This is a genomic window from Bradyrhizobium sp. MV1.5, from assembly GCF_055807615.1.
The window spans coordinates 96,242-122,069 of sequence record NZ_JBVVPL010000006.1 but is presented as its reverse complement, the minus strand read 5'-3'; the positions used below and the strand labels follow the sequence as shown (position 1 = coordinate 122,069).

Below are 25,828 nucleotides of genomic sequence, written 5' to 3'. Positions count from 1 at the left end.
CCACCCCCCAACTTTTTATTTATCCCCCCGGTAAATTCGGGCCGGGTGCCCCGCCGGGGGTGCGGCGCGAAGTGCCGCTCCGCAGAGCCGGGACCCAGAACACTTGGTCTGCGGAGCAGCACTTCGTGCTGCACCACGTCCGGGACACGAGAGGCGCGATCGAGGTAAAAAGGCGCGGCCTTCAGTCGCGCCTTCGTCGTCCCTACACCGCGCCCGCCTTCTGCGCATACTCCCAAGACGCTTTCGACAGCGGCACGGTGCGCTTGGCTGACTCCAGCGCCTTGGCATTCGCGGCGGTGCCGTCGCGGACGCGGCCGGCGATGCCTTGCGTGATGCCGGCGAGGCGGAACAGGTTGTAGGCAAAATACCAGTTGAGATCAGGCACCGTCATCTTGGTGACGTTGCAATAGATCTGCGCGGCCTCTTCCACGCTCGGGATGTTGAGCGCCTTGAGGTCGGCACCGTCCAGGCCGGGCATGACCCACTGCATCAGCAGATAGGTGAAGTCGGCCATGGGATCGCCGAGCGTCGACAGCTCCCAGTCCAGGACCGCCTGCACGCGCGGTTCCGTCGCATGGAAAATCATGTTGTCGAGGCGATAGTCGCCGTGGACGATCGAGACGCGCGCCTGCTCCGGAACGGTCTTCGGCAACCATTCGGCGACCTTCTCGAACTCCGGAATCGTCTGGGTCTCGGACGCGCGGTACTGCTTGGTCCAGCGGTCGATCTGCCGGGCAAAGTAGTTACCCGGCTTACCGAAGTCGCCAAGACCGATCGCGACGGGATCGAACATATGGAGTTTTGCCAGCGTCTCGATCTTGCTGGTGAAGATTTTTCGACGATCTTCCGGCGTCTGGCTCGGCAGCGTCGGATCCCAGAACACCCGGCCGTCTTCCATCGACATGATGTAGAAGGCCGAACCGATGATGCTGTCGTCCTGGCACAGCGCATAGGCCTTCGCGACCGGAAAGCCCTGCTTTCCCAGGGCCGCGATCACCCGGTATTCGCGATCGACCGCGTGCGCCGACGGCAACAATTTGCCGAACGGTTTCCTGCGCATCACATAGGAGCGGTTCGGCGTGTCGAGCCGGTAGGTCGGGTTGGACTGGCCACCCCTAAACTGCAGGACGACCAGCGGTCCTTCATAGCCCTCGACGTTGTCGCGCATCCAGGCTTCGAGCCGCATCTCGTCGATACGATGACGCTCCTCGACGGGCTTGGTGCCCGAGAATTCTTCGTCTTTCCTGACGCCGTCAGCCACGATGACGCTCCCTCTTCAGTCCGGACATGATCCTAATCGGTAACCCCCAGCGCACTTGCGTCAAGCGGTCATCCGATCACGGATCATGCCCTGTCGTTTCTTCAAATCGGGAGCGCCAGCATGCTCTCCCGCTTAATGACTGGAAGAGTTTGCATACTTCCGAACCTCGAGCCTGGCAATGGCGCGATTGTGCACCTCGTCCGGGCCGTCGGCGAGACGGAGCGTGCGGATGTGAGCGTAGTCCTTGGCAAGGCCGGCTTCGTCCGAGACGCCTGCACCGCCGAAAGCCTGGATCGCCTCGTCGATGATCTTCAGCGCCATGTTGGGGGCTGCGACCTTGATCATGGCGATCTCGGCCTGCGCGGTCTTGTTGCCGACCTTGTCCATCATGTCGGCGGCCTTCAGGCACAACAGCCGCGTCATCTCGATGTTGGTGCGGGCCTCGCCGATGCGCTGCTCCCACACCGAATGCTCAACGATCCGCTTGCCGAACGCCGTGCGCGAGGTGAGCCGCTTCACCATTTTCTCCAGCGCCTCCTCGGCCTTGCCGATGGTGCGCATGCAGTGATGGATGCGGCCGGGACCGAGACGGCCCTGCGCGATCTCGAAGCCGCGGCCTTCGCCGAGCAGGATGTTCTCCTTCGGCACCCGCACGTTCTCGAGCAGCACCTGGGCGTGGCCATGCGGCGCGTCGTCGAAGCCGAACACGGGCAGCATCTTCTCGACCTTGATGCCGGGGGTGTCGAGCGGAACCAGGATCTGCGACTGCTGCTGGTGCTTGGCCGCCTTGAAATCGGTCTTGCCCATCAGGATCGCGATCTTGCAGCGGGGATCGCCGACGCCGGACGACCACCATTTGCGGCCGTTGATGACGTAGTGGTCACCGTCGCGCACGATGCTGGTCTCGATGTTGGTGGCGTCAGACGAGGCTACGGCCGGCTCCGTCATCAGGAAGGCGGAGCGGATCTCGCCGTCCATCAGCGGACGCAGCCATTTGCGCTTCTGCTCCTTGGAGCCGTAGCGCATGAACACTTCCATGTTGCCGGTGTCGGGCGCGGAACAGTTGAAGACTTCCGAAGCCCAGGAGATGTGGCCCATCTGCTCGGAAAGCAGCGCGTATTCGAGATTGGTCAGTCCCGCGCCGCGGAATTCGTCATCCTCATGCTCGTTCGGCGGCATGAACATGTTCCAGAGGCCTTCGGCCTTCGCCTTCTTCTTGAGGTCTTCCAGCACGGGGATCACCTTCCAGCGTTCGCCGCTGCGATCCTGCTCATCGTAGACCGGCACCGCCGGGCGCACGTGCTTGGCCATGAAGGACTGCACGCGGTCGAGCCATTCCTTCTGCTTCGGCGACAGATCGAAATCCATGGGACGCTCCTCGTCTTTGCCAACTCGTCTTGGCGAACTTGTTTTGGCGAACTTGTTTTGCGCCGGACTGTCCACCCGCATTGTGCGACCCGCAAGTGCGAATGCGCGCCTTGCGGATGCTCCGGAACCCCTTCGCGCATTTGCGAACGAGTCCCGATTGCGGATTGACTTTCCCGGCCTTCAAACGATAGTTTCATACAACTGTTTGAATTGCAACTCCCTCCCCGAGGGGCTCCCATGGCCAGCGATCATACCCGGACTGCCATCCTCGCCGCCGCCGAACGGCTCTATGCCGATCGCGGCTTCGGCGACGTGACGCTGCGCGACATCGTCGCGGAGGCCAATGTCAATCTCGCGGCGGTGAACTATCATTTCGGCTCGAAGGACGAGTTGATCGCGGAGCTGTTCGTCACACGCTCGATCGCCACCAACCGCGAGCGTCTGCGCGAATTGAAGGCGGCGGAAGAACAAGGCGGCGGCCGCGCGCCGATCGAGGTAATCCTGCATGCCCTGGTCGGCCCGACACTGCGCGGCTGCCTCGGCCCGGAGAACCAGCGCTCGAGCGCGGCGCGCTTCATGATCCGCGCCTCGATCGAATCCGTGCCGCCGATCCGCCGCATCAAGAACCGCGAGATCGACCATTTGCGGAAATTCGCCGGCGCGATGCGCCGCGCCCTGCCCGACCGCAGCGACGTCGATATCTACTGGGGCCTGAATTTCGCGCTCGCCATGGCGCACCACACTATCCGCGAGAGCGAGCGGCTGACAAAGCTGTCGGAAGGCAAATGCGACCTCGACGACGTCGAGGACGTGGTCGCGCGCGTCGTCAGCGTGGCGACGATGGCACTGACGGCGGGAAAGGTGGAGACCAGGCCGCCGGCGCGCGCGCTGGCGAGAGACGTGCGTTGACGAAAGACCGTCGCCACGCCGACGGTGCGCTCCCTCGCCCCGTTCTTACGGGGAGAGGGTTGGGGTGAGGGGCCTCTCTCCGCGCATGAGATCGTCGAGGGACCTGTACCCCCTCACCCGGATCGCAAGAGCGATCCGACCTCTCCCCGCAAGCGGGCGAGGTAAGTAAGCGCGGTCACATCATCGCGATGCAGTCGATCTCGACGTCGAAGGGGCCGAACCATTCCGGCGTGCAGACGAAGATCCGCGCCGGCGGATCGTGCGGAAAATAGCGCGCATAGACGGCGTTGAACGCGGCGAAGTGTTTGGTCGAGGTGCAGTAGACGTTGCACTTCATGACGTTGTCGAGGCTCGCGCCCGCCGTCTCAAGGCACAGCTTCATCTGCTCCATGATCAGTTCGCTCTGCCGTTCGATCGGCACGTCCGCGATCGCGCCCGTGTCGGGGTCGAATGGCGGCAGGCCGGCGACGAAGATCATGTTGCCGGCGCGCGTGACCGGCGAGACCGGCGCCTGCCGGCGATCGAGGAATGTCGAAATCGGTTCGACGCGGAGCGCTTCGCGTCTCATTTCGCGTTTCATTTCGAGATTCATGGGCGGCCACCTTCGGTTCAAGCGAGATGACGGCTTGCTACATCAGCTTGCAGCCGTCATGCTTCGCTTCTGATCGAAGTTTGCCCGCCTAACCGCCTAGGCGTGCTGCGGCATCTCCTCGGCCTCTTCCTTGGCGAGCAGCAGCAGCATCTCGATGCCCATGTCGCCTTCCTGCGGCGAGCGGATGAACTTTATTTCGTCGGCGCTTTGCCGCAACGCGGCAACGATCGCGACGGCCTGATTGGCCGTAGCCGCCTCGGTCGCCAAAATTGCCTTCTGGTTCTTGGCTTGAAACCCGATCGTGTAGGACATGCGTTCTCTCCCGACCCAATGACGTCATCGAATCTGAGTCGCGCGCGAAGCGGAAGCCTGTGTGTTTACGGACCGGGTTTATCTGGGGATTGCGCGTAAGGCTCGCGCAAGGTCGCGCGAGCGTCATGATGACGTCACGATCTGCGCTCCGCCGAAGCTAGATGATGCCCTGCTGCTTCAGCGCCTCGATCTTGCCGGCATCATAGCCGAGCTTGCCGGCGAGCACCTCCTGGGTGTGCTCACCCAGCAGCGGCGGGGCGCGGTAGTCCTTGATCGGGGTTTCCGAGAGCTTCAGCGCGTTGCGGATCAGCGAGAGATCGGGCTGGAAGGGATGGTCGACCTTCACCCGCATGCCGCGCGACTGGACATGCGGATCGGAAAACACCTGCTCGAAATTGTTGATCGGGCCGGAGGGCACGCCGGCCTCCTCCAGTCTGTCCAGCCAATAGGCCACCGGCTGCTTCAGGAACAGGCCGGCGAAGATCGCCATGATCTCCTTGCCGTGCACGACGCGGTCGTTGTTCTTGACGAAGCGCTTGTCGCTCGCGAGCTCGGGCGCGCCGAGCACGGCGCAGGTGCGCTGGAACTGGCCGTCATTGCCGACCACCAGCATCAATTCGCCGTCGGTGCAGCGGAACACGCCGGCCGGCATGCCGCCATTGCCCCAGGTGCCGCGGCGCGGCGGCGTCTTGCCGTTGACGAGGTAGATCTGCAGCCAGTGCGACAACGATGCGATGACGGTGTCGAACAGGCAGACGTCGATGTGCTGCCCCACGCCATCATTGGCGTCGCGATGGTACAGCGCCGAGAGAATCCCGATCGAGGTGTTCATGCCGGTCATGTAGTCGACGATCGACGGGCCGACCTTCATCGGGCCCTCGCCGGGCTCGCCGTCGATATGGCCCGTGACGCTCATCAGGCCGCCCATCGCCTGCAGGATGGCGTCATAGCCGGCGCGCGGCGCATAGGGGCCGGTCTGGCCGAAGCCGGTCACCGAGCAATAGATAATGCCGGGATTGATCGCCTTGATGGTCTCGTAGTCGAGGCCGTAGCGCTTGAGATCGCCGACCTTGTAGTTCTCCATGAAGACGTCGACGTCCTTGGCGAGCTCGCGGATGATCGCCTGCCCTTCGGGCTTGGCGATGTTGACCGTGACCGACTTCTTGTTGCGGTTGGCGCAGAGGTAAAACGAGTTGTTGTTGTTGGCCTTGCCATCAGGGTCGGTCAGATAGGGCGGGCCAAAGGCGCGCGCGTCGTCACCGGTGCCCGGCCGCTCGATCTTGATCACCTCCGCGCCGAGATCGCCCAGCATCTGGGCCGACAAGGGCCCGGCAAGCACGCGGGTGAGGTCAAGGATCTTGATGCCTGATAGCGGCAGGGCCGACATGTCGAATTCCTCCGGGAACTGGATCTTGGAGCTGATCTTGGCGCGGCGGCGAGATCGCGGGCCGCGCTTCCTGCGGATACACTATTTTGGCGGCCCGAGCACTGCACTGGGGGCATACGGCTATCCCCCTGCCCGCCCGGCGCAGGTCATCCGCGCGGTGAATTTCCGCAGCGCGAATATTCTCAGGTCACTGCCGCCGCAGCCACCTGCGGACGCCGGCGGCCGAGCAGGACCAGGATCAGCACCGTGGCGCAGGAGCAGACGAAGGTAAGACCGAGCGCGCCGCGGCTGCCGAACTGGGTGAGCAGGCCGACAAGGAGCGGCGGCGAGACTGCGGAGGCAAGATTGAGCGGCAGCGCGATCATCGACATCGCCTTGGCGAACTCGGTCTGATCGTAGAACACGAGCGGGATCGTCGCACGCGCCACCGCCATCGCGCCGCTGCCGGCGCCGTAGAGCAGGATGAAGGCCGCAACCGCCCAGGTCGCGCCCCCGCTCGTCATCAGCAGCAGCATGGCGACCGGGAGCGCCGTACCGGCAACGAGCCCGGTCGTGATTCCATCCCACCGCCCTCCGCCGAGAAAATCCAGCCCGCGGGCGCTGACCTGGATCACGCCCAGCATCGAGCCGAACGCAAGCGCCTGCGCCGGGGGAAGCCCCTCCGCCCGGAGCAACTCGATCATGATGGCGCCGATGCCGAAATTGACGAAGGCGTTCAGCGTGATCGCGGCAACGACGAGGCTGAAAGTGCTCCTGGGAATCGCAGGCGGCGGCGAAGACTTCACCGACTCACCACCATGATAACCGGCGATTTTCCGTCGCGGTGCAAAGAATGCATAGAGCGGAAGGTTGACGACGATCATCATCGCCGCATAGACGAGGCACGTCCCGCGCCAGCCGAGCTGACCGCTGAGGAACGACGTCGTCGGCCAGAAGATGCTGCTCGACAGGCCCGTCACCAGCATGAGCGCGCCGATGGCATTCTTGGCCTGCCTCCCGGCGACCTCGTTCAGCATGATATAGGCGCCGGTCGAAAGCGTGGCGCTGCCGGCAATGCCGAGGACGATCCAGGCCACGAAATACAGCATCGGCTCGCGCGCGAGGGACAGCAGGATGAAGCCCGGCACGGTGAGGACCGTGCCTGAGATCATCACCTTTCGTGCGCCGTGCCGCGCAAACGACCTGGCGAGCCAGGGCGCGCACAGTCCCATCGACACATAGAGCACGGACGTCCCGGCGAACACCGCCGGCAAGCTCATGCCGAGATCGGCCGCGAGATCGCGTCCGACGATGGCGGGAAGACCTATCGTACCCCACCCGACAAGCTGGGAGACCGCGAGCACCAGCAGGACCCCGATGAGCCTGCTGTCAGATTTCAAAAACCGCATTCCAACCGTCGCCTGCCCGCCAGGCGCCGATCACGCCTGTGACGCCAGTCTTACCCGGAGACTCGGCGCACGGAAACGCCGGCCGTCGAATGGCAGCAGGCGGCCGGGAGCATGCCAGGGGGCGGCAGGAGCTTCCTACCCTGCGAGCCCGAGCAGGGATCGCGCCTCGGCCGCAATCGCCACGCGGCGGCCGTGACGCGCGACAGCCTCACTGGCGATGGCCACGAGCTCCGCGTTGCTGGCGGCGAGGCGCGCCTTGTCGATCCTGATATTGTCCTCGAGCCCGGTGCGGACCGCATCGGCGCCACGCGCGAGCGCCCAGCCCATGACCTCGGCCTGGTGGCGTCCGATCCCGGCGGCCGTCCACGTCGCCTTCGGGATCAGCCGCCTGAGTTCGCCCAGCAGGATGTCGAGGACATGCTCGTCCGCGGGCATGGCGTTCTTGACGCCCATGACGAACTGCACGTGCGGACGCTGGTCAATCAGCCCCGCCTCGATCAGGCGGCGGGCGCCGTGCAGATGTGACAGATCGAAGATCTCGATTTCCGGCCGGATGCCATTCGCCTTCATGCCGGTGGCGAGAGTCTCCACCAGCGCGGCGCTGTTCTCGTAGACGATGGTCGGAAAGTTCACCGATCCCGTGGACAGCGAAGCCATGTCCGGCTTCAGGTAGAGCGACGATCCGCGCGCCGAGGGATCGCGGCCCCGCCCGCCGGTCGAGAACTGAACGATCATGTCAGGACAGTGCTTCCTGATCCCCGCCTGCACCACGGCGAAACGCTCGGGATCGGAGGACGGCGTCTCGTCATCGTTGCGAACATGGATATGGGCGAGCGTGGCACCGGCTTCGAAGGCCTGGTGCGTCGACTCGATCTGCTCGGACGGCAGGATCGGGACCGCGGGATTGTCCTTCTTGCGCGGAACGGAGCCGGTGATTGCGACGGCAATGACAGCAGGGTTCATCTTGCAACCTCATATTGATTGCGCTCACGCGCACAAATTCGAATCGGCAGCCTGACTATGCAGTGAGGCCCTGCCGCCGCGAACATCGATCGCGGCGGCAGTTGCCTCTATCATACCGTCAGGTCCGAACCGCGGCAGCCCCGCTTACCGCATCGCCGGCGCGCTGACGGTCATAATCTGCCCGCGGCATCGGAACGGCATTGGGGTTGCCGAGATCGTCGATCCTGATCCGATAGGTTTCCCGCGCGGTCAGGGCCGCCAGCGCGGCGATGACCGTGATCGCGAAGGCAATCGCCCCCACCGTCAACGGAATGTTGGTCGAGCCGGGAGGCGCGACGGTCGCAAACAGGGCGGGAAGCAATGCGGTGATGGTGGTTCCGATGTTCTGCGATATCGCCATCGCCGAGACGCGGGTGCGGGTCGGAAACAGCTCCGGGTAAAAGCTCGGGAAGATCGCGTTGTAGCCCTGATAGACGACGCCCCACATCAGCAGCGACACCAATATTGCCAGCGGCACATTCCTGATGCTGATGGCATAGAGATAGCAAAAGGCGAGCAAGCCGGAGAGAAGCGCGCCGACGATGATCGGAGGCTTGCGGCCGACCTTGTCGGAGAGATTGCCGACGAAGGGAATGACGAACACGGCCAGCATGTTTCCGAGCACGGGGATCCAGAGATAGACGTCCTTAGCAAAACCGATCCCGTAAGCCGGCTGCACCGCATAGGCCGCGCCGAAGATGGTCGCAACGACAGGAATGACATTCATCAGCGCCATGCAGATGACCCTGAGCATGTCGCGCCAGCTCAGCTTGATGGCCTGGACGATGGGCGCGCGCGGCGTTTCTCCCCGTTCGCCCTCGCGGGCAAAAGCAGGGGTCTCGTCGACTTCGCGACGGATGATGTAGCCAGCGACGATGACGAAGAAGCTGAGCAGGAAAGGAATCCGCCAGCCCCAGCTGTTGAAGGCCTCGGTCGGCATATAGGCCGCCAAGGGCAGGAATATTGCTGCGGCGAGGATCTGTCCGGCCTGCACCCCCTGAAGGGCGAAGCTGGCATAGAAGCCCCGCCGACCGAACGGCGCGTGCTCCAAGATCATCGAGCTTGCGCCTGAGATTTCGCCGGCAACGGCAAATCCCTGCACGAGGCGCAGAATGACGAGCAGGATCGGGGCAAGCATGCCGACCTGCTGATAGGTCGGCAGGATACCGACCGCCATGGTCGAGATGCCCATCAGGAACATGCAGATGATGAGAACCGTCTTGCGGCCATGGGTGTCGCCCCAATGTCCGAGCACGAAGGCACCGATCGGACGAGCCACATAGCCGACGCCATAGGTCGCCAGCGATGCAACGATCGCGACGGTGGGGTTCTCCGACGGGAAGAAGATTTGCGGGAAGATCAGCGACGCGGCGGTCGCGTAGATGAAGAAGTCATAATATTCGAGAGCCGACCCGATCCAGCCGCTGGCAGCGGCTTTCCTGGACTGACTCATCTGATGGATCGCGGTCATCTCAAGATTCCTCCCTTGGGTTTTGCTGACGTCCCGTTGACGGGCTTCGCTCAAAATTGGGCAGCACTCTCCGGCCGCTCTGCGGAGTTTCGCGAGCGCTTGTCACTACCGATGGGTGTCTGCTTGGTGGCGACGATAGGCTTTCGCCGGGCTAACACAATTACCCTGTTATGCGACAAACCTAACCTGATGTTATTTGCGCGCGAGACCCCACGTCCCGGCCAACACCGCCGGCAGGCTCATGCCGAGATCGGCCGCGAGATCGCCTCCGACGATGGCGGGTGGGCCGCGGTTGACATTGGACCATTGCATGGTCCATTTTATGAAAATTGAGGAAGGACAATGAGATGCGGGTCTCCGTCACCGACGCAAAAGGACAATTGACCGATCTTGTCCGCCGCGCAGAGGCCGGCGACGAGGTGATCCTGACGCGGCATGGACATCCCGCGGTGCGGCTCGTCCCGGTCAAGCTTGCGCCGGACCGCGCCGCCCGCCGGACCGTGCTCGAGGCGGCGCGAAGGACCGGGGGGGCCAAAGCTAACCCCGGACCGACCGCCGCGCGCAGTCAGGACTTTCTTTTCGGCGATGACGGACTGCCGGAATGATCGCAGTCGACACTTCCGCGCTCATGGCGATCGTGCTCGACGAACCGCAAGCCGATGCTTGCATCACCGCGCTGGAGACCGCCGACGAAATCCTGATCTCGGCCGCCTCCGTTGCGGAAAGCCTGATCGTCGCGGCACGGCGGGGCGTCGACGAAGAGATGAACAGGCTGATCAACGATCTCGGTTTGAACGTAATCTCGGTGACCCAAACTTCGGCCGAACGCGTGGCGCAGATCTACTCGCGTTGGGGCAAAGGCATTCGTCCCGCCGGTCTCAACTTTGGTGATTGCTTCGCCTACGATGTCGCCAAGGAGAATGGCTGCGCACTTCTTTACGTCGGCGACGACTTTGCCAAGACGGATATCGTTGCGGCGGCGTAAGTCGACGACTGCCGGGCGGCGACCTACCGGCCGAACAGAAAAGCCGCGGGGCAGCCGTCAGGCTGTATGGCCGGGATCGACCTGCTTCGGGGTTTTCTTGTCGCGTTGAGGTGTCATCTTGGCCGGATCCGGCGCATTCGGCACGCCGCGCGGGCCGAGCTGGTCGCGCTGAATGTCGTCTTCGGAGCGGGAGGGCTCAATACCGTTCGGCTCACGGGGCTTGGTCATCGCAGCCTCCTGAAGTGTTCTGCTCGGAGTGTCCCATCAAATTCCCAGCGCGTTCTCGCCGGCTTCGCGGCCGGGCACGCTGACATGGACTTCGTGTCCCTCGCGAAGCGCCAGCGAGGCGGCGGCCACCGCCGATTCGAACGCGGCTTCCTTGGTGGAGTATCTGTTCTTGACGTCGCCGTCGTGCAGCACGCCCCATTCGTCCTGCACGGGCACGATCGTGTATTGAGCAAGGCCCATGGTGTAACTCCTCCAGATCTATCGCTGCGTGAGCTGCGGGTGCGCCGCCGTCACCCGCCACACCGTGTTGCCGCTGTCATCGGCGACCAGCAGCGCGCCGGTCTTGTCGATGGCGACGCCGACGGGCCGCCCGCGCGCCTGGTTGTCGCTGTTGAGGAAGCCGGTGACGACATCCTGCGGCGGGCCGCTCGGCTTGCCATCCGTGAACGGCACGAACACCACCTTGTAGCCGTTCAAGACCTGCCTGTTCCAACTGCCGTGCTCGCCGACGAAGGCGCCGCCGCGATAGGCGGCCGGCAAACTCGCGCTTGTGTTGAAGGCCATTCCAAGCGGCGCGACATGCGAGCTCAGCGCGTAGTCAGGCACGATCGCCTTGGCGACGAGATCAGGACGCTGCGGCTTGACGCGGGGATCGACATGCTGGCCGTAATAGCTGTAGGGCCAGCCAAAGAAGCCGCCGTCCTTCACCGACGTCATGTAGTCCGGCACGAGATCGGGACCGAGTTCGTCGCGCTCGTTCACCACCGTCCACAGCGCCCCGGTCTGCGGCTCGAAGCTGAGACCGTTGGGATTGCGCAAGCCGCTTGCGAAGATGCGCCAGCGGCCACTGGCACGGTCGATCTCGAGGATGGCGGCGCGATTGTGCTCGGCCTCCATGCCGTTCTCGGTGATGTTGCTGTTGGAGCCGACGCCGGCATAGAGCTTTGAACCGTCGGGGCTCGCGACCAGGCTCTTGGTCCAATGATGGTCGATCGGTCCGCCCGGCAGCTGCGTCAGCACCGTGCCGGGCGCGGTGATCTTCGTATCGCCTTCGGTGTAGGGATATCTGACGATCGCATCGGTGTTGGCGACATAGAGATCATTGCCGACCAGCGCGACGCCGAACGGCGAGTTGAGATGGTCGAGGAAGACGCTTTGCGTGTCCGGGACGCCGTCCCCGTTGCTGTCGCGCAGCAGCGTGATGCGGTTGCTCTCGCCGGTGTCGCCGCCTGATGTCGCCCAGGACTCGATGTATCCCATCACGATTTCCTTGGGCCGCTTGATCGGAGCGCCCTTCGGCGCCTTGGATTCCACCACCAGCACGTCGCCGTTGGGCAGCACGTAGAGAAATCGGGGGTGCTGCAAGCCGGTCGCGAAGGCCCTGGCCTGCAAGCCCTGCGCAACTGCCGGGGTCTCGTCCTTTTTCCAGCCGACGATGCGGGCGATGTGCATCGGCGGCAGCAAATATTGCTGGATGTCGGGCAGCGTCGGGTTGGCGCCGGTTTGCGCCTTCGGATCGCCGCTGCCGTCATTGCAGCCGGCGAGACACAGCAGCGAAGCGCACAACAGTGCGCGAGCGATTGCGGAGTTCATCGCGCAACTCCTACACCGTGGCGGTACACCATCGCCCAGCCGAGCCAGCCGGTGACCGGCAGGATCAAGACGGTGATGGCAGAAAGAATGAGCCCGGTCGGCCACACCGAGGTCCAGGCATCGCGCGTGTGGATCAACGCATTGACGATCGCCAGGACCAGCGCCAGCGCGTTGCCGATCAGATGTGGCCAGGCCGGCGGCTGCGTCCGCACCAGGCGGTTGCCGAGAAAATCGGTCAGGCCGGCAATGGCGGCCAGTACGCCGAAGATGACGCCGACGACCAGAAGCCAGGCGGAAAAATCCGCCCACATGATCTCGGTACTGACGACATAGGCGATGTCGGTCAGCAGCGCCCCGATGAAGCAAGCGATCGGTATCGGCACCAGCATCGGATGAATCGGATGGCCCGCGATTTGTGCGGTCGAGCGCACGCGCACGTCTTGTTGCACGATTGGCCTCTTGTCAGATCGCCGCCCCTCCCCGGTGGAAAACACCCGCTTTCCACGAAGGTTCCTGATGGTCGACCACGGCGCCGCTGTGCCTCAACAGCGCTGCGGCGTCGAAGCACTCACGAGGAACCCCTTGCCGCTCCGGGCCTTGATCCGGGCCTTGAGATGAACCTGTCCTTCAGGAGAGCGCGGAGTGGACCAGCCTGGCGACGGCGCCTCCTTCAATCCAGCCTCGAAGCTCGACGGCGTCTCGCGGCGGCAGACGAAACAGATCGAATCTCAAAGCCGGCCGAACGCCGCACTCATTCACGAGACGATCCGTGCCGAGGGTGAGCAGGAACTGGAGCGGCGGTGGTGGGCCATCGTGCTGTCCGGCCTCGCCGCCGGCCTTTCGATGGGATTGTCCCTGATCGTCCAGGGCGAGTTTCACGGGCTGATCTCCGACGAGGCCACCCGGCGCCTGGTGGCGCCGCTCGGCTACACGGTCGGTTTCCTGGTCGTCGTGCTGGGACGGCAGCAGCTCTTCACCGAGAACACGCTGACACCGATCCTGCCGCTATTGCACAACAGAGATCTCGGCACGCTCGGAAGCGTGATCAAACTGTGGGGCCTGGTCCTCGCCTCCAACATTTTGGGAACCTGGGCCGTCGGATCCGTGCTCGCTCACACCAGCATCTTCGAACCGCGCATCGTGGACGCCTTCGTCGATCTCAGCCGCCACACCATCGAGGGCACGTTCGCGACAACCCTCGTCCGGGCGATCTTTGCCGGCTGGCTGATCGCCTTGATGGCGTGGCTTCTTCCGGCCACGAAGGGATCGCGCGCGCACATCATTATCGTGATGACCTATGTGGTCGCGCTCGGCCAGTTCGCGCACATCATCGCGGGCTCGGTCGAGTGCGCCTTCCTGGTGCAGAGCGGCCGGGCGTCGCTCTCACAATATGCCTCGGATTTCTTCGTACCGACGCTCCTCGGCAATATTGTGGGCGGAACGACCCTCGTCGCCCTGCTGAACTACGGACAGGTCGCCCCCGAGATCGACGATCACAGGGAATAAAGAGCCTGCACAAAGCTGCCGCCTCGACAGGAACGATGGGTGCGAGCCGAGCTTGCCTCAGCAAATCAACGTGCGAAGTCGGTCAAGCGAGATGCATCACTTGTTCGGGACTGGCAATGACTGACCGTTCTGGGGAAACGTGGTCCTGGGGAAACGTGGAACTTCCCAGGCCCACGTATGTTGTGGGCGATGAATGATGCGGCGGCCAGCACAAGGCGGGGCCGCGATTTCTTGCGCACGATTGCCATCATCGAACTCAGGAGCCGGAAATGAGTCGCGGAATGCCATCGATGACCGCCCTCTTGGGTATGCTCGCGATCGCCGGTTATCAAAATCGGGACAAGCTCGCCGACATGTTTCGCAATGCGACCTCCGGTCAGCCGGCGGGTGCCAAGGATTCCCTGAGCGGCATGCTCGGCAATCTTGGCGGCCTTGTGGGAGGCGGTGGCGTGGGTTCGCTGCTGAATGGCGGGATCGGCGAGTTGCTCGAGCACTTCAAGCAGAACGGACAAGGCGATGCGGCTCAATCCTGGATCAATCAGGGGCCAAACCGCGAAGTCACCCCGCCCGAACTCCAGCAGGCTATCGGTCCGGACGTTCTTCAAAAGCTGGAGCAGCAGACCGGCCTGTCGCAGCAGGAGATCCTCAACCGCTTGTCTCGCGAACTTCCGACGGCCGTGGACAAATACACGCCTGACGGACGTCTCCCGGCGCAATCGGCGGGATAACACTATCGCAAGCCTCGAGGGAGAGACATGAGCATTATCTGGACGATCATCATCGGTTTCATCGCAGGCGTCATCGCGAAGTTCATCATGCCCGGCGACAACGAGCCCTCGGGTTTCATCCTCACCACGATCCTGGGGATAGTGGGTGCGTTCGTTGCGACTTATCTTGGCCAATCTCTGGGCTGGTATCGGCCCGGAGAAGGCGCGGGGCTGGTGGGGGCAGTGGTAGGCGCCATCATCGTGCTTCTCGTCTACGGTTTTGTGGCCGGTCGCAGCCGCAGGGCCATCTAACCACCGCGAACGGAATTCTTCGCGTTAGCGGAGAATTCGCCCGGCGCGAAAGGCGATCGGCACGATGAAATGGATGCTCGTTGTCCTGGTAGGAGGCATGACCCCGGTCAATACCGACCTGGTTTTCGACAAGTTTGCCGATTGCCTTGCCGCCGAGGAGCAGATGCGAAAGCACTATACGGACGCTTTCGAGGCCTGGGACCGATGGGCCGCGGCCAATATCGAACGACGACGCGAATACTCAAAGGTGCGCGACCTCCAGGCCAAACGGCTGCTCAGCAACATCGGTACGTGCGTTCCTCACGCAGGCGGCGAGGCCGCAGCGCCTCAGCAGCCGAGCAATCCGACACCTTCTCCGCAAGCCACACCTGCGCCGCAGCCAAGTCCGAAAACGTGACGTTGAGCCCTTAAGAGCCCCTTGGCAACGCCGCTAACCCGGCACTTTTTGAGGAGATCAGCATGAGCGACAGGACGGGCAATGAACCTGCACCCTTGGTGCTTGTGGGCGTGGTAATCATCCCGATCATTGCAGTATTGGCGTGGTTCGCTTTTTAGCTTTGAGCCTTTTCGCCGATCGCGCGTCATACAGTCGAAGCGTCCCTAAGCTTCACCCCTTTCAGAAAGCCCCGCTTCCCCCGGGCCGGGTTTTCGCTGTCGGCGCTGCATCAACGCACCGAACTTTTCAAGCGCCCTTTTGGCTTGACCACTTTTTCCCGATGCAGCAGCCTAGATATGGGCAGGGTTTTGAGGAGGCACAATTGCCGAAAACCCTAGTGGAATTCTGAGCGCAGAACCTTCGTTTACTTGAGCAGCTTTGTCCGGACGATCCGGGCTACGTTCAGTCATGGATCAGGAAGTTCGACCAACAGAACGGGATCGAGCCTGAAGGTCCTGCGAAGTCCCACCGGGAGCGAGGTGTAGCTTCACCCAGGAAGGCCAGGTCCAGCGACCGAACCAATTGAGCTCGTGGTTGCCTTCGCTCGGCGCCGGACGCTACGGCCAAGAGGCGTTGGGCCAGGCAGCTCGCCGCTTTTTCCGGGGAGCGCTCGCCTTGGCCTTCAACTCACCGCTCGCGGTATTCGACACACGAGCCACACCTCCGAGCGCAGCTGCAAGGACCTCGCGCTGAGCATTTAGCCAATGCATCTCGGCCTCACCGTGCTCACAGCCGTTTTCAAGCCACAGCACCCATGTCTTCGGGCCGGACATTGAAAGCATTGGAGCGGGTGAAGGGAATCGAACCCTCGTATTCAGCTTGGAAGGCTGCTGCTCTACCATTGAGCTACACCCGCGACAGGGGCTCCCTAACACGGCCGGGCGGCGGTCTCAACTGCCCAGGATCAACGGCCCGAGACAGGATCAACTGCCCAAGAGACGGCTTTCCAGCGCCTTCCCGACCTTACGAACAGCCGCTGGTTCCTCCCGCCCCGCCTCCCCTTAACAACACCGGAATTGCCGCCTATATTGATGTCTTCCGCAACCAACGAAAGGAGGTGATCCAGTGTCTTTTACCAAGCGCTGTCACCTCGCTGGGATCGCCCGCTAAGCTTTGAATAAAGGCTTGGCATCGGGGCGCTCTCAGCCCTGGACCAGCGAGCAAGAAATCGGGCGCGACGGGGCCTCCCCGCCGCGCCTTTTTCGTTGGTATCACGCCTGCTGCTCAGGGGGCGTTTCGTCGGCGAGCACCTCGCGGACCCTCAGTGACAGGTCCGCCTTCCGGTACGGCTTCCTCAGCAACGCAACGCCGGAACCGAGATGACCCTCGTGGTCGAGGGCGTGGTCGGTATAGCCCGACGTATAGAGCACCCTCATCCCCGGGCGGAGGCGCCGCACGGCCTCGGCCAGCTCCTGTCCGTTCATGCCGCCGGGCATGATGATGTCGGTGAACAGCAGATCGAATTGGGCGCCCTGCTGCACCAGCGCAAGCGCGGTTGCGCCGTCGCCGGCTGCGAGGGTGCGATAGCCGAGGCTGCCGAGCTGGGCGATGACATAGCCCTGCACCAGCGGATCGTCCTCGACGACGAGAATCGTCTCGTGCCCGCGTGCCGCCGCGGGCGCCTGCAGCGCCCCGGTCCTCGCCTGCGCTCCGCCAGCTGATCGCGGCAGAAACAACCGAATCACGGTGCCGTGGCCTTCCTCACTCTCGATCGCAACGCTGCCGCCGCTCTGCTTGGCGAAGCCGTAGACCATGCTGAGGCCGAGCCCGGTGCCGCGACCGACCCCTTTGGTGGTGAAGAACGGCTCGAACACGCGGTCGCGGATGTCGGCGGGGATGCCATGGCCGGTGTCGGCCACCGCGACCATGATGAAGGCGCCGCGCGCGGCGTCGCCGTCACCAGCACCATCCGCGCCGTCGAATTCGCGGTTTGCGGTCTCGAGCGTCAGCGTGCCGCCGCGAGGCATCGCATCGCGCGCGTTGACGGCGAGATTGATGATCGCCGACGACAGCTGCGACGGATCGGCCATCGCCGGCCAGGCGTTGTCCGCGAGGCGGGTCACGATTTCGATGTTTCCGCCCAGGATCGGCTTCAACAGCTTCGCCGTCTCGAGCACGAGGCCGTTGACGTCGATCTCGCGCGGCTCCAGCGGCTGGCGACGCGCAAAGGTCAAGAGTTGCGAGGTGATCTCCGCGCCTCGCGTCGCCGCATCGTCGATCAGCTGCGCGATCGCGGCGAGGTCGGGCTTGTCCGCCAGCCCCTCCCGGATGATCTCGATAGTGCCGGTGATGACAGTGAGCACGTTGTTGAAGTCATGCGCGACGCCACCGGTGAGCTGGCCGATCGCATCCATCTTCTGCGACTGGCGAAGCCGCTCCTCCGTCTCGTGCTGCTCGGTCAGATCGGTGGCCGAACCACGATACCCCATGAAGCGTCCGTCGGCGCCGAACACCGGCTGGCCGTTGACGCTGAAATGACGCGCGCGGCCAGCCGCATCGCGGCCGCGATACTCGAACTTCCGGAACGGCTCGTGGCGATCCAGCGTCGCCAGGTGACCGCGCCATTTCTGCGGCTCGGCATCGCGGTCGAAGGCGGCATCTGAACGGCGTCTCCCGATCAGCGCCCTCGGGTCCATGCCGAAAGCATCGGCCCGATCTGAAATGTAGGTGAACACGTGATCCGGGCCGGTCTCCCAGAACCAGTCGGATGCGGTCTCGGCATAATCACGGAAGCGCTGCTCGCTCGCGCGGGCGTTCTCCTCGGCGTGCCGCCGGATCTTCAGGTCACGCTCGAGATTCCCATTGGCCTCGCGCAACTCGCCATAGGCGTGTTCGAGGTTGGCGCACATCGCGTTGAAAGCAACGACCACCTTGTCCAGCTCGTCGGCCTCGTCAGGCGGCCGGCGCTCCAGGCGCAGCGGCGGCGGCGGCCGTCCGAGGCTATATTTGCCGACGTACTCGGCGATGGAGCCGAGATGCCGCGTCACCAGCAGATGAAACATGTAGATGATGAACAACGAGACGAGGAACGTCTTTGCCGCCTGGCTCGCCAGGATGACGAGGGCCCTGTTCAGCAAGTGCTGATAGACGTCGGTCAGCGTCGCCTCGACCCGGAGCGTGCCGATGGTGCGCGAGGTCCCCTGCACCATGGTGGTCAGCGGAAATTCCCGGGTCATGATCGAACGGGTGTTTCGCTCGCCGACTTCGACACGGATCGGATCGGGCCGATCGGCGATCTCGCGGACCTCCGCCGCGCGGACGTCAGGCAGCCGCAAAATGCCGTCGAGCTGGAGCTTGAGCTGGTTCTGGTCGAGATTCCATAGGCTCTCTCCGAGGCTGCCCGCGGTGCTGCTGCCGATCTCGTCCAGCCGCGTCTCGATCAGTCCGACCTCGCGATTGTAATCCAGATAGAGCTGGAGCGCGGTCAGGGTCAGCGTCACGACCGATGAGAACAGCAGCACGGCGGCAAGCAGCCGGGGCCCGACGCCGCTGCGCGACCAGTTGAAGATCCGCGCCAGGAGCGCCCCGAACATCGGAGGCGCGAGCGCTGCACCAATGCTGGTCAAATCCTGCTTCGCAGCCACCGGCGTAATGGCGCGGGCGCGCTTGATATCATCGTCACCTGCGTTGCCCATGCACCACGTCCCCGAAAATGGCGGCGCCTGCTCAGCCTACCGGTCGCAGCCGCGAGCAAAGTGTACGGTGAGGCGCTGCCTCAGAGGCGATACGCGTGGCGATCCTGTCGGCCCTTGATCCTGTCGGCCCTTGGGCGGCCTGAGTTCGACGGGGTCATATCTTGCGCCCAGCAGCAGGATTCCCCGGCAAACTACCACCTCGCGTGCTAGAATGACATCGGTGAAAGTCCGGAGCCGCCCGCACAACGGGAACGCGCTGCAAACGTTGCGGACCGGTGCAGCTGCCATCTGCGGTAAATCGCGCGGCATCGGATGGTAGCAGGGCACGCCGAAGGCATGGCCAGGGAGATGCCTCATGAGGCGGATAGTCGTGGTCTGCCTGTTGCTGCTCGCGGCAGGCCCGTCGCAGGCGCAAGAGGTCATCCGGCTGGCACGCATCGCCGATATCCCCGATCAATATGTCGGCGGCGAGATGCTCCGCGCGGTCTATGCCCGGCTGAACATCAAGCTCGAATTCGAGGATGTCCCCGGCAAGCGCGCGCTCGCGCTATCGAGCACCGGCCAGGTCGACGGCGAGGTCCAGCGGATCGGAACGTTGTCTCGCGACTACCCGACGCTGATCCAGGTGACACCCGCGATCAATTACATCGAGCCCGCTGTCTTCACCACGAAACTGCAGTTCGACGTCGCCGGCTGGAATTCAATCAGGGACTACAGCATCGGCATCGTACGCGGCGTCGGCTCTTCGGAAGCCGGTACGCGCGGCATGACCCGGGTCACGGCGACCACAAGCCTCGACAACATGGTCAAGATGCTCGATGCCGACCGCTTCGACGTGATGGTCGCCGACCTCTTCAGCGGGTTGGCTGCGGTGAGGAAACTCAATCTCCAGGCCAGGATCCACCCGCTCTCACCGCCCCTCGAGCGCATCAGCATCTACCACCATCTGCATGAGCGGCATCGCGATCTCGTGCCGAAGGTCGGAAGGATGATCGAGCAGATGGAGGCGAGCGGCGAACTTGCCCGGTTGCGGGAAACGCTGATCAAGCAGGTGCTGAGCGGGATGTGACACGCGGTCAGTTCGCGCGAGTCCGCTCCCGCACCGCAACCGCCGCGATCAACAGCCCGACGCACCAGGCCATGGCCGCCCGCGGCGGCTCGCTGCCGAGAAGCACGGTGAAGATGCCCGCAAGCAGGCATGGCGCGATCGCCTTGCCGGACCTGCTCGCGAGCGAGAGCAGGAACGGTATCGCGGCGATCGATATCTGCACGACGCTCATTGTCGCAGGCTGTTTTGCAAGCGTCGGGCTTAGAAGCCGCAAACGCTCATTGCACGCGGCCGCTTGCCGCGCCGGCTCTCGACGATGCGCTCGCCGCCGCTCTCGGCCGAGCTGCCGTAATAGCGATGGTGGCCGCTCTGGTCGTGCAGATCCGCACCATCCGACTTTCCCGCCCGACGCGCGTCGCAGATGATCTTGCAGATGATCTTGATGGTCGACATGGCCGCCTCCGAAGTGTTCTTGGTGGCAATCAGTCGCGTCGATTTCGGGCGGCGTTCACACCTTTCGGCCGCAATCGGGTTTCGGGAAGGTTTCGTCGCCCCACCCGGCGACGCAATATTTTCCCCGACCCCGTTGTCGGCTGCGACGGTGGTGATACGTCCTTCGGACGCGCGCAGCGAGAATCAACGAGGTGACGAATGCTTTACGCCATCCTGGCCTATCACGTGGAAGACGAGATCTTGTCCTGGACGCCCGAGAAGGACGCCGCGGTCGTGGCCAAAGTCATCGAGGTTCAGGCGCCCCTCCGGGCAAGCGGGCATTTCGGCCCGGCCGCCCGCCTGGACGAGACCCGAAAGGCCCGCACCTTGCGTGGCCCCGGCGCGGGCGTCGTGCTGGACGGCCCGTTTGCCGAGACCAAGGAGCAGCTCCTGGGCTTCCACCTCGTCGAATACGACACGGACGAGGAGGCGATCGCGGCCGCGCGGACCCTGCGCCAGGTCAATCCGTCAGCGGTCTACGAAATCCGCCCGGTCAAGCTTTACGTGCCGGCCGACGGGTTTGGCGCGACGCCCTCCGGCGAATGAGCGGCAGGCCTAATTGTTCGGCCCGGTCGGCCCGACATAGAAGCGCTGGATCAGATCTCGAACTGGTCGGATTTGAGCTCGGTCATGCCGGGGGGCGCTTTTTTGGGAATGGAACCTTGGGCCGTCTTGTCCCTGGGTCTTAACATCGGTCCCGTCCAGACGCATTGCGATTCGCAACGGGATCGCCGACTCTGGCTGTTTCACCGGGGCGATTCGTGGCGACATATCTGGACACGCTCAATGCGGAGCAACGCCGCGCCGTGGAGCATGGCGTGGCCGATGGTGCGACCGTGGGCGCGCCCCTGCTCGTCATCGCCGGTGCGGGCTCCGGCAAGACCAATACGCTGGCCCATCGCGTCGCGCATTTGATCGTCGCGGGGAGCGATCCGCGCCGCATCCTCCTGATGACGTTTTCGCGCCGCGCAGCGGCCGAGATGGCCGGCCGGGTCGAGCGCATCGCCCGAAAAGTGCTTGGCGAGAACAACGCCGCGATCATGCGCGACGCGCTCAGCTGGGCCGGCACGTTCCACGGCATCGGCGCACGGTTGCTGCGCGAATATGCCGAGCGGATCGGCGTCGATCCTGCCTTCACCATCCACGACCGCGAGGATTCCGCCGACCTGATGAACCTGGTCCGGCACGAGCGCGGATTGTCGAAGACGGAGAGCCGCTTTCCCGCCAAGGGCACATGCCTGTCGATCTACTCGCGCTGCGTCAATGCCGAGATGGAGATCGAGAAGGTGTTGGGGGCGCATTACCCCTGGTGCGCAGGCTGGGCGGCCGAGCTGAAGAGCCTGTTCGCAGCCTATGTCGAGGCCAAGCAGGCCCAGCACGTGCTCGATTACGACGACCTCCTGCTCTACTGGTCGCAGATGATGAGCGATGCGCTGATCGCGGAAGAAATCGGCGGCCGCTTCGATCACGTGCTGGTCGACGAATATCAGGACACCAACCGCCTGCAATCCTCGATCCTGCTGGCGCTGAAGCCGGACGGTCGCGGCCTCACCGTCGTCGGCGACGACGCGCAGTCGATCTATTCGTTCCGCGCCGCCACTGTCCGCAATATCCTCGATTTTCCGCAGAGCTTCTCGCCGCGCGCCGAGATGATCACGCTCGACCGCAACTACCGCTCGACGCAACCCGTGCTGGCGGCGGCCAACGGCGTCATCGGCCTGGCGCGCGAGCGCTTCACAAAAAACCTCTGGACCGACCGCGCCGGCACGCAAAAACCACAGCTCGTCACCGTGCACGACGAGGCCGACCAGGCCCGCTACATCGTCGAGGAGGTGCTGGCCAATCGCGAGCAAGGCGCGCTCTTGAAGCACCAGGCGGTGCTGTTCCGGACGTCCTCGCATTCGGGCCCGTTGGAGATCGAGCTGACCCGCCGCAACATCCCGTTCGTGAAATTCGGCGGGCTGAAATTCCTCGATGCCGCGCACGTCAAGGACGTGCTGGCGCTGCTGCGCTTCACCGAGAATCCGCGCGACCGCGTCGCCGGCTTTCGCATCCTGCATCTGCTGCCGGGCATCGGACCTGCGACGGCACAGCGTGTGCTCGACCAGATGGCGGAGAGCTCCGATCCGCTCGCCGCGCTCGGCCAGCTCCCGGTGCCGCCGCGCACCGGCGCGGACTGGACCGACTTCGTCCGCACCATCGAAAACTTGCGCTATTCGGAATGGCCGGCCGATCTCGAACGCGTGCGGCTCTGGTACGAACCGCATCTCGATCGACTCCACGAGGATTCCGAGACGCGCCGCGCCGATCTGATGCAGCTCGAGCAGATCGCGAGCGGCTATGCCTCGCGCGAGAAATTCCTGACCGAGCTCACGCTCGATCCGCCGGATGCGACCAGCGACAAATCCGGACCACCCTTGCGCGACGAGGACTATCTGATCCTCTCCACCATCCACTCCGCCAAGGGCCAGGAGTGGAAATCGGTATTCGTGCTCAACGTCGTCGACGGCTGCATGCCGTCGGATCTCGGCGCCGGCACCAGCGCCGAGCTCGAGGAGGAACGCCGCCTGCTCTATGTCGCGATGACGCGCGCCAAGGACGATCTGCACCTCGTGGTGCCGCAGCGCTTCTTCGTCCACGGCCAGGCCGCCAAGGGCGACCGCCACGTCTACGCCTCGCGCACCCGCTTCATCCCGGAGCCGCTCGTCTATCTGTTCGAGCGCACAGCCTGGCCAAAGGCCGGCGCAAGCTCAGCGCGCACTGCCGCGCAAGGGCCAAAGGTCGACATCGGCGCGCGGATGCGCGGGATGTGGCGGTAGGCCGACAAACGGAAACCGAGCATTTCCGAAAGCCACCTTGTCGCGCGGCTGCGGTCCCTTAAATGCGATCGATCCTCCCGCAGAGACCTCAGCAATGACCGCACCGCTCGAATTCGGACTGGACACCTTTGGCGACGTCACCAGGGACGCCTCCGGCGCGATGCTTCCGCACGCACAGGTGATCCGCAACGTCGTCGACGAGGCGGTGCTGGCCGACGACCTCGGCCTCGATTTCATCGGCCTCGGCGAGCATCACCGCGCCGACTTCGCGATCTCCTCCCCTGAGACCGTGCTGGCCGCCATTGCGTCGCGGACCAGGCGCATCCATCTCGGCTCGGCCGTGACGGTGCTGAGCTCGGACGATCCGATCCGCGTCTTCCAGCGCTTTGCCACGCTGGACGCGCTCTCGAACGGGCGCGCCGAGGTGATCCTCGGCCGCGGCTCGTTCACGGAGTCCTTTCCACTGTTCGGTTTCGACCTGCGGGCTTACGAAGCGCTGTTCGAGGAGAAGCTCGATTTGTTCGCAGCGCTGCTGTCGCAGAAGCCGGTGACTTGGGAAGGCAAGCTGCGTCCGCCACTGAAGGGGCAGCTGGTCTATCCCCCGGTCGAGAACGGCACGCTCAAGACCTGGATCGGCGTAGGCGGCAGTCCGCAATCGGTGGTGCGCGCGGCGCATTACGACCTGCCCTTGATGCTCGCGATCATCGGCGGCGATCCCGCGCGCTTCGCGCCCTTCGTCGATCTCTATCACCGAGCCTTCAGGGAGTTCGGCCGCCCGGCACAGCCGATCGGCGTGCACTCGCCCGGCTATGTCGCCGAGGCCGACGAACAGGCGCGCGAGGAACTGTGGCCCGACTACAAGGCGATGCGCGACCGCATCGGCAAGGAACGCGGCTGGCCGCCGATGGGCCGCGACGAATTCGTGAACGAGGCCGAGCACGGCTCGCTCTATGTCGGCTCGCCGGAGACAGTCGCGCGCAAGATCGCCAGGACCGCAAAGGCGCTCGGCATTTCGCGCTTTCAACTGAAGTATTCGGCGGGCCCGCTGCCGCATGGGAAGCTGATGAAGAGCATCGAGCTCTACGGGCGGAAGGTGGTGCCGATGGTGCGGGAGATGATGGGGTGACTTGCGCTCTGAGCCAGTCCGCCTGCGCCCTCCGGGCTACGGCGCAACAGCCTTCGCTCACTTCGCGCCATGACCATCGGTGCCGGCTTGCCGAGCCGTAGCTCGCGAAGCGAGCGAAGGCTGGTGGGGGAGGCAGGACTCGAACCTGCGAAGCCATAAGGCGGCTGATTTACAGTCAGCTCCCTTTGCCACTCGGGACACTCCCCCGCTCGACGGCAGCACAATCGGGCCGGACCTTGCCGGCGACCGAAGACGGCCATGGAACGTGAAGGCCGCGACAGCCCGGATGGGGGCGCGACCGGGCGCGGTTATCGGCGAAGCGGTGGGGTAAAGTCAACCGAGGCGAACAGCTAAAATCGCCCCCGACACCACCCAAATTGCCATATTCCGGGACCCGTGACACAAGCGAGCCCATGAAGGATCGAAAATTCAACCCGAGGGGCCCCCGCGGTGGGTCTAAGCCCTTCAACAGGCCCGGAAAATCGGCCGGGCGCCCGGTCCGGCGCGATCGCGATTCGGACACCGACGGGCCTGTCATCCTCTACGGCTGGCACACCGTCACCATGGCGCTCGCCAACCCCCAGCGGCAGATCCGCAAGCTGACGCTGACCGAGAACGCCGCAAGGCGTCTGGCGGACGAGGACATCGCGATCCCGGTCACGCCCGAGATCGTCCGGCCCCAGGAGATCGACCGGCTGCTGTCGCCCGACGCCGTGCACCAGGGCCTGCTCGCCGAGGCCGATCCCCTGCCCTCGCCAGACATCGAGGATCTGGAGCAGGACGGCATCGTGCTGGTGCTCGACCAGATCACCGATCCGCACAATGTCGGCGCGATCCTGCGCTCGGCGGCGGCGTTTGCGGTGAAGGCGATCGTCACCACGGCGCGCCACAGTCCGGAAGCGACCGGCGTGCTGGCCAAGGCCGCCTCCGGCGCGCTGGAGCTCGTCCCGATGGTGACGGTGCAAAACCTCGCCCGCGCACTGACCACGCTGAACGAGCTCGGCTTCCAGACTGTCGGGCTGGACAGTGAAGGCAGCGCGGATCTCTCGGACGTCACGCTGCGCGAGCCGCTCGCGCTGGTGCTGGGCGCGGAAGGCAAGGGCCTGCGGCAATTGACGCGCGAGACCTGCAGCGTCGTGGCGCGGCTCGACATGCCCGGCGAGATCAAGAGCCTCAACGTCTCGAATGCCGCCGTGCTCTCGCTCTATGTCGGCGCGAGCCGTCTCGGGCTGATGAAGCGGTAACAACACA

28 protein-coding genes and 2 tRNA genes are annotated in these 25,828 nt (G+C 64.2%); 12 read left to right on the top strand and 18 right to left on the bottom strand.

Translation table 11 applies throughout. The features are described from left to right. Positions 1-202: 202 nt before the first annotated feature. A complete protein-coding gene (locus AC0L2J_RS08260; RefSeq protein ID WP_007611655.1) occupies positions 203-1,261 on the bottom strand; it encodes a phosphotransferase family protein in 1,059 nt (352 codons plus the stop codon). A 132-nt stretch (positions 1,262-1,393) separates the two neighbouring features. Beyond that, a complete protein-coding gene (locus AC0L2J_RS08255) occupies positions 1,394-2,629 on the bottom strand; it encodes an acyl-CoA dehydrogenase family protein (RefSeq protein ID WP_007611657.1) in 1,236 nt (411 codons plus the stop codon). Between the two features lie 237 nt (positions 2,630-2,866). Between AC0L2J_RS08255 and AC0L2J_RS08250 the strand changes: the two genes are divergently transcribed. Beyond that, a complete protein-coding gene (locus tag AC0L2J_RS08250) occupies positions 2,867-3,538 on the top strand; it encodes a TetR/AcrR family transcriptional regulator (protein ID WP_473388528.1) in 672 nt (223 codons plus the stop codon). A gap of 175 nt (positions 3,539-3,713) precedes the next feature. On the opposite strand, the gene AC0L2J_RS08245 is transcribed toward AC0L2J_RS08250, so the two are convergent. The 6 genes from AC0L2J_RS08245 to AC0L2J_RS08220 all read right to left on the bottom strand — a co-directional run bounded on the left by AC0L2J_RS08245 (position 3,714) and on the right by AC0L2J_RS08220 (position 9,690). Continuing rightward, positions 3,714-4,106, bottom strand: a complete 393-nt coding sequence (locus AC0L2J_RS08245; RefSeq protein ID WP_473388526.1) for a RidA family protein — start codon at positions 4,104-4,106, stop codon at positions 3,714-3,716. A 120-nt stretch (positions 4,107-4,226) separates the two neighbouring features. Beyond that, positions 4,227-4,442, bottom strand: coding sequence for a hypothetical protein (locus tag AC0L2J_RS08240; RefSeq protein WP_007602925.1), 216 nt, complete (start codon positions 4,440-4,442; stop codon positions 4,227-4,229). 157 nt (positions 4,443-4,599) lie between these two features. Beyond that, positions 4,600-5,829: a CaiB/BaiF CoA transferase family protein gene (locus AC0L2J_RS08235; protein ID WP_473388523.1), complete on the bottom strand. Its 1,230-nt coding sequence runs from the start codon at positions 5,827-5,829 to the stop codon at positions 4,600-4,602. A gap of 182 nt (positions 5,830-6,011) precedes the next feature. Continuing rightward, positions 6,012-7,217: an MFS transporter gene (locus AC0L2J_RS08230; RefSeq protein WP_473388520.1), complete on the bottom strand. Its 1,206-nt coding sequence runs from the start codon at positions 7,215-7,217 to the stop codon at positions 6,012-6,014. Between the two features lie 135 nt (positions 7,218-7,352). Next, a complete protein-coding gene (locus tag AC0L2J_RS08225) occupies positions 7,353-8,180 on the bottom strand; it encodes a 3-oxoadipate:acetyl-CoA acetyltransferase (RefSeq protein ID WP_473388516.1) in 828 nt (275 codons plus the stop codon). A 118-nt stretch (positions 8,181-8,298) separates the two neighbouring features. Beyond that, complete coding sequence (locus AC0L2J_RS08220; protein ID WP_007611674.1) at positions 8,299-9,690, bottom strand: MFS transporter; 1,392 nt, start codon at positions 9,688-9,690, stop codon at positions 8,299-8,301. Positions 9,691-10,037: 347 nt separating this feature from the next. Between AC0L2J_RS08220 and AC0L2J_RS08215 the strand changes: the two genes are divergently transcribed. Together AC0L2J_RS08215 and AC0L2J_RS08210 are read left to right on the top strand one after the other, a co-directional pair. Further along, a complete protein-coding gene (locus AC0L2J_RS08215; protein WP_473388509.1) occupies positions 10,038-10,295 on the top strand; it encodes a type II toxin-antitoxin system Phd/YefM family antitoxin in 258 nt (85 codons plus the stop codon). Next, positions 10,292-10,675 carry a type II toxin-antitoxin system VapC family toxin gene (locus AC0L2J_RS08210; protein ID WP_473388504.1) on the top strand — a complete coding sequence of 128 codons (384 nt, stop codon included), beginning with the start codon at positions 10,292-10,294 and terminating at the stop codon, positions 10,673-10,675. The genes AC0L2J_RS08215 and AC0L2J_RS08210 overlap by 4 nt, the downstream gene beginning before the upstream one ends. 57 nt (positions 10,676-10,732) lie before the next feature. On the opposite strand, the gene AC0L2J_RS08205 is transcribed toward AC0L2J_RS08210, so the two are convergent. The 4 genes from AC0L2J_RS08205 to AC0L2J_RS08190 are packed head-to-tail and all read right to left on the bottom strand — an operon-like array spanning position 10,733 to position 12,945. Further along, positions 10,733-10,903, bottom strand: coding sequence for a hypothetical protein (locus tag AC0L2J_RS08205; protein WP_007611679.1), 171 nt, complete (start codon positions 10,901-10,903; stop codon positions 10,733-10,735). A gap of 36 nt (positions 10,904-10,939) precedes the next feature. Then, complete coding sequence (locus tag AC0L2J_RS08200) at positions 10,940-11,143, bottom strand: hypothetical protein (RefSeq protein WP_007611681.1); 204 nt, start codon at positions 11,141-11,143, stop codon at positions 10,940-10,942. Between the two features lie 18 nt (positions 11,144-11,161). After that, complete coding sequence (locus AC0L2J_RS08195; RefSeq protein ID WP_007611683.1) at positions 11,162-12,496, bottom strand: PQQ-dependent sugar dehydrogenase; 1,335 nt, start codon at positions 12,494-12,496, stop codon at positions 11,162-11,164. Further along, positions 12,493-12,945: a DUF2231 domain-containing protein gene (locus AC0L2J_RS08190; RefSeq protein WP_007611685.1), complete on the bottom strand. Its 453-nt coding sequence runs from the start codon at positions 12,943-12,945 to the stop codon at positions 12,493-12,495. Before AC0L2J_RS08190 ends, AC0L2J_RS08195 begins: the two co-directional genes overlap by 4 nt. A 193-nt stretch (positions 12,946-13,138) precedes the next feature. Here AC0L2J_RS08190 and AC0L2J_RS08185 point away from each other — a divergent pair, with 193 nt between their 5' ends. The 4 genes from AC0L2J_RS08185 (at position 13,139) to AC0L2J_RS08170 (ending at position 15,418) form a co-directional block, all read left to right on the top strand. Then, positions 13,139-14,002 (top strand): formate/nitrite transporter family protein, encoded by an 864-nt coding sequence (locus AC0L2J_RS08185; protein WP_473388498.1) that lies wholly within the window; start codon positions 13,139-13,141, stop codon positions 14,000-14,002. A gap of 269 nt (positions 14,003-14,271) precedes the next feature. Beyond that, on the top strand, positions 14,272-14,730 hold the full coding sequence (locus AC0L2J_RS08180) for a YidB family protein (RefSeq protein ID WP_007611687.1): 459 nt from the start codon (positions 14,272-14,274) through the stop codon (positions 14,728-14,730). 27 nt (positions 14,731-14,757) lie between these two features. Then, complete coding sequence (locus tag AC0L2J_RS08175) at positions 14,758-15,021, top strand: GlsB/YeaQ/YmgE family stress response membrane protein (RefSeq protein ID WP_007611688.1); 264 nt, start codon at positions 14,758-14,760, stop codon at positions 15,019-15,021. A 64-nt stretch (positions 15,022-15,085) separates the two neighbouring features. Continuing rightward, complete coding sequence (locus AC0L2J_RS08170; RefSeq protein WP_473250985.1) at positions 15,086-15,418, top strand: hypothetical protein; 333 nt, start codon at positions 15,086-15,088, stop codon at positions 15,416-15,418. Between the two features lie 596 nt (positions 15,419-16,014). On the opposite strand, the gene AC0L2J_RS08165 is transcribed toward AC0L2J_RS08170, so the two are convergent. From AC0L2J_RS08165 to AC0L2J_RS08155, 3 genes are all read right to left on the bottom strand, one after another. Next, positions 16,015-16,230, bottom strand: a complete 216-nt coding sequence (locus AC0L2J_RS08165) for a DUF2934 domain-containing protein (RefSeq protein ID WP_157234091.1) — start codon at positions 16,228-16,230, stop codon at positions 16,015-16,017. A gap of 9 nt (positions 16,231-16,239) precedes the next feature. Further along, positions 16,240-16,313, bottom strand: a tRNA-Gly gene (locus AC0L2J_RS08160). A 355-nt stretch (positions 16,314-16,668) separates the two neighbouring features. After that, a complete protein-coding gene (locus AC0L2J_RS08155; protein WP_473388491.1) occupies positions 16,669-19,092 on the bottom strand; it encodes an ATP-binding protein in 2,424 nt (807 codons plus the stop codon). A 355-nt stretch (positions 19,093-19,447) separates the two neighbouring features. Here AC0L2J_RS08155 and AC0L2J_RS08150 point away from each other — a divergent pair, with 355 nt between their 5' ends. After that, positions 19,448-20,161 (top strand): substrate-binding periplasmic protein, encoded by a 714-nt coding sequence (locus tag AC0L2J_RS08150; RefSeq protein ID WP_473388487.1) that lies wholly within the window; start codon positions 19,448-19,450, stop codon positions 20,159-20,161. Positions 20,162-20,168: 7 nt separating this feature from the next. Here AC0L2J_RS08150 and AC0L2J_RS08145 read toward each other — a convergent pair whose 3' ends face one another. Next, positions 20,169-20,372 (bottom strand): hypothetical protein, encoded by a 204-nt coding sequence (locus AC0L2J_RS08145; RefSeq protein WP_007611701.1) that lies wholly within the window; start codon positions 20,370-20,372, stop codon positions 20,169-20,171. A 29-nt stretch (positions 20,373-20,401) separates the two neighbouring features. Continuing rightward, a complete protein-coding gene (locus AC0L2J_RS08140; RefSeq protein WP_007611702.1) occupies positions 20,402-20,593 on the bottom strand; it encodes a hypothetical protein in 192 nt (63 codons plus the stop codon). A 198-nt stretch (positions 20,594-20,791) separates the two neighbouring features. Here AC0L2J_RS08140 and AC0L2J_RS08135 point away from each other — a divergent pair, with 198 nt between their 5' ends. The 3 genes from AC0L2J_RS08135 to AC0L2J_RS08125 all read left to right on the top strand — a co-directional run bounded on the left by AC0L2J_RS08135 (position 20,792) and on the right by AC0L2J_RS08125 (position 24,577). Beyond that, positions 20,792-21,178: a YciI family protein gene (locus AC0L2J_RS08135; protein WP_007611703.1), complete on the top strand. Its 387-nt coding sequence runs from the start codon at positions 20,792-20,794 to the stop codon at positions 21,176-21,178. 215 nt (positions 21,179-21,393) lie between these two features. After that, positions 21,394-23,451, top strand: a complete 2,058-nt coding sequence (locus AC0L2J_RS08130) for an ATP-dependent helicase (RefSeq protein ID WP_473388479.1) — start codon at positions 21,394-21,396, stop codon at positions 23,449-23,451. Positions 23,452-23,545: 94 nt separating this feature from the next. Then, complete coding sequence (locus AC0L2J_RS08125; RefSeq protein ID WP_473388475.1) at positions 23,546-24,577, top strand: LLM class flavin-dependent oxidoreductase; 1,032 nt, start codon at positions 23,546-23,548, stop codon at positions 24,575-24,577. Between the two features lie 121 nt (positions 24,578-24,698). Here the strand turns inward: AC0L2J_RS08125 and AC0L2J_RS08120 are convergent. Continuing rightward, positions 24,699-24,784 (bottom strand) — tRNA-Tyr (locus AC0L2J_RS08120). Between the two features lie 206 nt (positions 24,785-24,990). Between AC0L2J_RS08120 and rlmB the strand changes: the two genes are divergently transcribed. Then, on the top strand, positions 24,991-25,821 hold the full coding sequence (rlmB, locus tag AC0L2J_RS08115) for a 23S rRNA (guanosine(2251)-2'-O)-methyltransferase RlmB (RefSeq protein ID WP_007611710.1): 831 nt from the start codon (positions 24,991-24,993) through the stop codon (positions 25,819-25,821). The last annotated feature ends 7 nt before the right edge of the window (positions 25,822-25,828 follow it).

Bases quoted from the DNA above. Each gene is read 5' to 3' on its own strand.
- AC0L2J_RS08255 (WP_007611657.1), bottom strand. From the start codon at position 2,629: ATGGATTTCGATCTGTCGCCGAAGCAGAAGGAATGGCTCGACCGCGTG.
- AC0L2J_RS08250 (WP_473388528.1), top strand. From the start codon at position 2,867: ATGGCCAGCGATCATACCCGGACTGCCATCCTCGCCGCCGCCGAACGG.
- AC0L2J_RS08245 (WP_473388526.1), bottom strand. From the start codon at position 4,106: ATGAGACGCGAAGCGCTCCGCGTCGAACCGATTTCGACATTCCTCGAT.
- AC0L2J_RS08240 (WP_007602925.1), bottom strand. From the start codon at position 4,442: ATGTCCTACACGATCGGGTTTCAAGCCAAGAACCAGAAGGCAATTTTG.
- AC0L2J_RS08235 (WP_473388523.1), bottom strand. From the start codon at position 5,829: ATGTCGGCCCTGCCGCTATCAGGCATCAAGATCCTTGACCTCACCCGC.
- AC0L2J_RS08230 (WP_473388520.1), bottom strand. From the start codon at position 7,217: ATGCGGTTTTTGAAATCTGACAGCAGGCTCATCGGGGTCCTGCTGGTG.
- AC0L2J_RS08225 (WP_473388516.1), bottom strand. From the start codon at position 8,180: ATGAACCCTGCTGTCATTGCCGTCGCAATCACCGGCTCCGTTCCGCGC.
- AC0L2J_RS08220 (WP_007611674.1), bottom strand. From the start codon at position 9,690: ATGACCGCGATCCATCAGATGAGTCAGTCCAGGAAAGCCGCTGCCAGC.
- AC0L2J_RS08215 (WP_473388509.1), top strand. From the start codon at position 10,038: ATGCGGGTCTCCGTCACCGACGCAAAAGGACAATTGACCGATCTTGTC.
- AC0L2J_RS08210 (WP_473388504.1), top strand. From the start codon at position 10,292: ATGATCGCAGTCGACACTTCCGCGCTCATGGCGATCGTGCTCGACGAA.
- AC0L2J_RS08205 (WP_007611679.1), bottom strand. From the start codon at position 10,903: ATGACCAAGCCCCGTGAGCCGAACGGTATTGAGCCCTCCCGCTCCGAA.
- AC0L2J_RS08200 (WP_007611681.1), bottom strand. From the start codon at position 11,143: ATGGGCCTTGCTCAATACACGATCGTGCCCGTGCAGGACGAATGGGGC.
- AC0L2J_RS08195 (WP_007611683.1), bottom strand. From the start codon at position 12,496: ATGAACTCCGCAATCGCTCGCGCACTGTTGTGCGCTTCGCTGCTGTGT.
- AC0L2J_RS08180 (WP_007611687.1), top strand. From the start codon at position 14,272: ATGAGTCGCGGAATGCCATCGATGACCGCCCTCTTGGGTATGCTCGCG.
- AC0L2J_RS08175 (WP_007611688.1), top strand. From the start codon at position 14,758: ATGAGCATTATCTGGACGATCATCATCGGTTTCATCGCAGGCGTCATC.
- AC0L2J_RS08170 (WP_473250985.1), top strand. From the start codon at position 15,086: ATGAAATGGATGCTCGTTGTCCTGGTAGGAGGCATGACCCCGGTCAAT.
- AC0L2J_RS08165 (WP_157234091.1), bottom strand. From the start codon at position 16,230: ATGTCCGGCCCGAAGACATGGGTGCTGTGGCTTGAAAACGGCTGTGAG.
- AC0L2J_RS08155 (WP_473388491.1), bottom strand. From the start codon at position 19,092: ATGGGCAACGCAGGTGACGATGATATCAAGCGCGCCCGCGCCATTACG.
- AC0L2J_RS08150 (WP_473388487.1), top strand. From the start codon at position 19,448: ATGAGGCGGATAGTCGTGGTCTGCCTGTTGCTGCTCGCGGCAGGCCCG.
- AC0L2J_RS08145 (WP_007611701.1), bottom strand. From the start codon at position 20,372: ATGAGCGTCGTGCAGATATCGATCGCCGCGATACCGTTCCTGCTCTCG.
- AC0L2J_RS08140 (WP_007611702.1), bottom strand. From the start codon at position 20,593: ATGTCGACCATCAAGATCATCTGCAAGATCATCTGCGACGCGCGTCGG.
- AC0L2J_RS08135 (WP_007611703.1), top strand. From the start codon at position 20,792: ATGCTTTACGCCATCCTGGCCTATCACGTGGAAGACGAGATCTTGTCC.
- AC0L2J_RS08125 (WP_473388475.1), top strand. From the start codon at position 23,546: ATGACCGCACCGCTCGAATTCGGACTGGACACCTTTGGCGACGTCACC.
- rlmB (WP_007611710.1), top strand. From the start codon at position 24,991: ATGAAGGATCGAAAATTCAACCCGAGGGGCCCCCGCGGTGGGTCTAAG.